This is a genomic window from Aurantimonas sp. 22II-16-19i, assembly GCF_002088275.1.
Classification (GTDB): Bacteria; Pseudomonadota; Alphaproteobacteria; order Rhizobiales; family Rhizobiaceae; genus Jiella.
In genome coordinates, this window is the sequence record NZ_AQQS01000069.1 from 1 (window position 1) to 4360 (window position 4360).

The following is a 4360-nucleotide window of genomic DNA, read 5'->3' on the forward strand; positions in this document are numbered from 1 at the left end:
AGGCATCCGGACCAGCCCCAAGCGCGTGCTCCGCATCATGCGCCAATACACGCTCCTCGCCCATCAGCGAAGCGGTTCACCCCGGGGCCCGCGCGCCCATGACGGCAGGATCACAACGGACAGCGTGGACAAAATGTGGGGAACCGACATGACGAGCGTGGCCACCGGCGAGGGTCAGGACGCCGTCTTCATCGCCGTCGATCACTGCTCCGCCGAATGCGTCGGCTTCCACGCCAGCGCCTCGGCCACCCGTTTGGAGGCCCTGGAGCCGATCCGCCAGGGGGTGCGTGCATCCTTCGGCGCCTTCGCCAGAAACACCGCCAACGGCCTGAAAATCCGCCCCGACCACGGCAGTCAGTACATGAGCCGCGACTTTCAGAACGAGATCAGGTTCCTCGGCGCTGAAAGCTCTCCCGCCTTTGTACGCGCGCCGGAAGGAAACGGCTGCGCCGAGCGGTTCATCAGGACGCTCAAGGAGAACCTAATTTGGGTCCGATGGTTCGAGACCATTGAGGATTTGCGACAGGCCCTGCTCCAATTCCAAAGAACCTACAACGAGCAGTGGATCATCGGGCGCCATGGGCAAAGACCACCGGCGCCGATCAGACAAGAGCAAAACATGAACTTCAAGCAAGCCGCTTAAGCGCAGAATGTTGTCTCACATCCTTGCCCGATACACTCCTTCGGTCCCGTTATGCCCGCCCTCACACGGAAGTCCCGACAGTCACCTTCATGGCTTGAACTTGACCGCTGCCAGTCCGAGCGGCACCCCCTCCACGGTGACGGCCAGACTGGAATGCATGAGGATGCCGCAGACCGCGTCATGGAGCAGGCGCCCCTTCTTGTCGCGCCCGCTTTTGAAGCTCGCTCCCGCTGCCGGGCTGCGCCGGTACACCGCCTCCCGTGAGGCCCGCCCGAACCGGCGCGTCAAGACGTTAGAGCGGGATGAAGTTAGGTTCGCCATAGCCTGAATTGGCGAAGTAGTTTTTGCATTCGGTTGGCGGGATGTCGGCGATGATGGTTCCGATGGCGGTGCAGAGGTCGTCCCGGTTGCGCTTGGCGGCGTCTCGCAAGAAGTGCTTCAGCTTGGCGAAGAACTGCTAGATCGGATTGAGGTCGGGCGAGTATTTCGGCAGAAACAGCAGCCTAGCGCCAACAGCTCGGATGGCTTGGCGCACGGCCTTGCCCTTGTGGCTGCCAAGATTGTCCAGGATCACGATGTCCCCCGGCTTCAGCGTGGGACAGAGCACCTTCTCGACGTAGAGCCGGAAACGCTCGCCGTTGATCGGCCCATCGATGAACCACGGCGCCTCGACGCGATCTTGGCGAAGCGCGGCCACGAAGGTCGAGGTGTTCCAGTGGCCGAATGGGACCTTCGCCTTCAGCCGCTGACCGCAGGGCGCCCAACCGCGCAGCGGCGCCATGTTCGTCTTGGTCCAGGTCTCGTCGATGAAGACCAGTCGTCCGGGATCGATCCGATCGCGGTATTTGACCCATTGCTCACGTCGCCGGGCGACATCAGGGCGATCCTGCTCGGCAGCGATCAGCGTCTTTTTTTGAAAGACAGCTTCTCGGCGTGCACAAACTCCCAGACCGAACGATAATCGACCTTCAGGCCGCGCTGGTCGGCCAGTTCCTTGACCAGGCCGCGCAGCGTGAAGGCCCTCTCGCGGCAGCGTCGGCGCAGCCACTCGGCATGGTCCCCGGAAAGCGTCTTCGGCCTGTGCCCGCCCATCTGCCCGGGCGCAACGCTGCCGGTCGTCTCATAGCGCTCCAACCATTTGACGGCCGTGCTGATCGCAATACCAAAGCGGTCCGCCGGTAATTACCCACCCCCTTGCCAATGGTGCCGATCACTGAATCCATGAGCGAATGGATCGCGGTGAGTTGCAGCGGCTGTCGAAGGACGAACTGATCGATCTTGTGCTGCGGCTGCAGCGACCGGAGAAGACGTCGCGGACGTCGTCGAAGCCGCCTGCGAGCGATCGCAAGGAGCGGCGCGACAAGGCCCGGCCCGGCGGCGCCAAGCCGGGCCATGAGGGCAAGGCCCGCGCCATGAGCGAGACGTTCGACCGGCTGGTCGACCATCGCCCCGGTCAGTGCCCTTGTTGCCAGGCGGCCCTTTCCGACGATCTGCCCGCCGAGACCGTGAGTGAGCACGAAACGGTCGAGCTTCCCGAGATCCATCCTGTGGTTGAGCGTCACCGGCGGCTTTCGGTGCGGTGCCCATCCTGCGGCACGGTGGTCACGGCAGCGGCGCCAAACGCGGCCAGGGGCACGCCCTTCGGGCCACGCCTGCATGCGGTCGCGACCTACCTGAAGACCTTCCAGGCCCTGTCCTACGAGCGGCTGCAGGGCGCCTTTGCCGATCTCTTCGCACTGACGATCAGCCAGGGGGGCCTGACGAACATGCTGCGGCGGTCGCAGATAGCCTTCGCGAGCGAGCGCGACAGGGCCATCGCCGCCCTACGTCGGGCCAAGGTCGTGGCGTCCGACGAGACCGGCGTCAGGATCGAGGGCTCGAATGCCTATCAATGGGTGTTCCGCTCGACCGATGCCGTCATCCATCGCGCCGCCTCGACCAGAGGCGCCGTCGTCGTCCACGACCTGATGGACGGGCACCGGCCTGACGTGTGGTGTTCCGATCGCTATTCGGCGCAGCAGGGTCATGGCGAGAAGCATCAGACCTGCCTCGCCCATCTCGCCCGCGACGTCGCCTACGCGGAAGAGGCGAGCGAGGACATGCTGCCATCGCGGCTGCGGCTCTGGCTGAGGCGCGCCTTCGCCCTGGCCGACGGGATCGACACCTTCGCGGCCTCGACCATCGCCGCCAAGCGCAGGGCCCTGGAGCGAAGTCTCGCCGAGATCTTCGCCGCATCGACCGGCTGCGATCTGGCGCGTGATCGCCATCAGAAGTTTTGGCGCGCACGCGACCAGTTGCTGACCTTCGCCGCCTATCCCGGTCTCGTCGAGCCGACCAACAACGCCTGCGAACGCGCGCTTCGTCCGGCCGTCATCCAGCGCAAGGTCACCAACGGCTACCGCGCCATGTGGGCCGCAAAGGGCGAGGCCGACGTCCGCACCGTCGTCGACACGGCGAGGCTCCGCCCCGGCACCAACACCTTCCAGACCATCCTTAAAACCGTCAGCGCCTGGCTACTGAGGCCGGAAAGCCCGGGGGGTGGGTAATTGCGTCCGCCGCTTGGTTCCGCGACTGGCCCTCCTGCCTCACCGCCGCAACCACCCGCTCGCGAAGATCCATCGAACACGGTCGCGCCATCCATGCTGGCCTCCATCCCAGCATGGATGTTGAATCAAACTTTCGAGCCGTTGGGAATCACCCCCGATTCAGGCCAACTTCATCCCGCTCTAATCAGCATCAGGCTCATCGCCCACGGGCAACTCAGCCATCCGCCGACGCCCGATCCCACGGGGCATTGGATCCTCCCGGCCATCGACGCTTCAAACCCGCGGACGGTCCGCTGCGAACTTGCCGCTGTAAGAGCCAATCTGACCGGTCAGGTTCCGGTTCTCTGATGGTCGACCGGTAGGCGCTTGCGATCAAGGGCAATTGAACTCCTCGACTCGTGTGCCCAGGATTGGTCTGGGCGGTACAAATCTCTTGTCAGCCCTCGAGCTGATGCCGCAGCGATCGTTGCTGTAACCGTCTTCGTCGTTTTCGCGCGCGATGCCACTTTCCACGGCTCTCGCCTGCTCGCTCTCCTTGATCCTGTTCATGGCCCAGACTGCGGCCTGGGTGCGGTTCGCCGCATGAACCTTTCTCAATATGGATTTGAGGTGAACCTTCACGGTGGCTTCAGTGATGTGGCACTTTCGGGCAATGATCTTGTTAGAATTTCCTTCGATCAGATAATTTAGGATTTCGGACTCGCGCTGAGACAACTCTTCGCGTCTGATCAGCTTGCAATCTTTTTGACTTTGAACCGCATTATTCGAGGCCTGCTGGTCAACTGCAGGCCCATCCTCCGCATCAGTCGGCGGCTCCTCGCGATGAACGCCAGGCAACAACCTCGTAAATGCCGGTACGTCGCCCAGGTCATTCTGTTCCGACGTGGCGGATATATGCGAGTGCCCCGTTGCGGTGAAAACATCTTCCCCCATTGCGATCAGTTCGAGGCTCTTCAGCAGACGGTCGCTGCTGATTGATGTGAGAAGAATTCCGTTAACTCCACAGTTTTCGGCTTCTGTTCGTTTTCTTTGGGAATAATCATTCGCGATTATTACAGTCAAAGCATTAGGGAAACTTGATTTTATCTCCGCAGATAATGAATCCGGATCGATTTTCCCAGCTAGTGGTTTGACTCCAACGCTTGGAACCCGCGATTTCTAGCAGCAATGA

Annotated in this window: 3 protein-coding genes and 1 pseudogene; 2 read left to right on the plus strand and 2 right to left on the minus strand. The window is 62.3% G+C overall.

The window, feature by feature from the left end; translation table 11 throughout:
• Nucleotides 1-643 (plus strand): DDE-type integrase/transposase/recombinase (locus ATO4_RS26480; protein WP_139802728.1); only part of this gene is annotated, 643 nt, incomplete at its 5' end.
• A 292-nt stretch (nt 644-935) separates the two neighbouring features.
• Here ATO4_RS26480 and ATO4_RS26490 read toward each other — a convergent pair.
• Nucleotides 936-1819: pseudogene (locus ATO4_RS26490) on the minus strand (IS630 family transposase); the annotation flags it as partial.
• Nucleotides 1820-1872: 53 nt separating this feature from the next.
• Here ATO4_RS26490 and ATO4_RS26495 point away from each other — a divergent pair.
• A complete protein-coding gene (locus ATO4_RS26495) occupies nt 1873-3189 on the plus strand; it encodes an IS66 family transposase (RefSeq protein WP_083595089.1) in 1317 nt (438 codons plus the stop codon).
• 372 nt (nt 3190-3561) lie between these two features.
• On the opposite strand, the gene ATO4_RS26500 is transcribed toward ATO4_RS26495, so the two are convergent.
• Nucleotides 3562-4251: a response regulator transcription factor gene (locus tag ATO4_RS26500; RefSeq protein WP_245308939.1), complete on the minus strand. Its 690-nt coding sequence runs from the start codon at nt 4249-4251 to the stop codon at nt 3562-3564.
• Nucleotides 4252-4360: the final 109 nt, after the last annotated feature.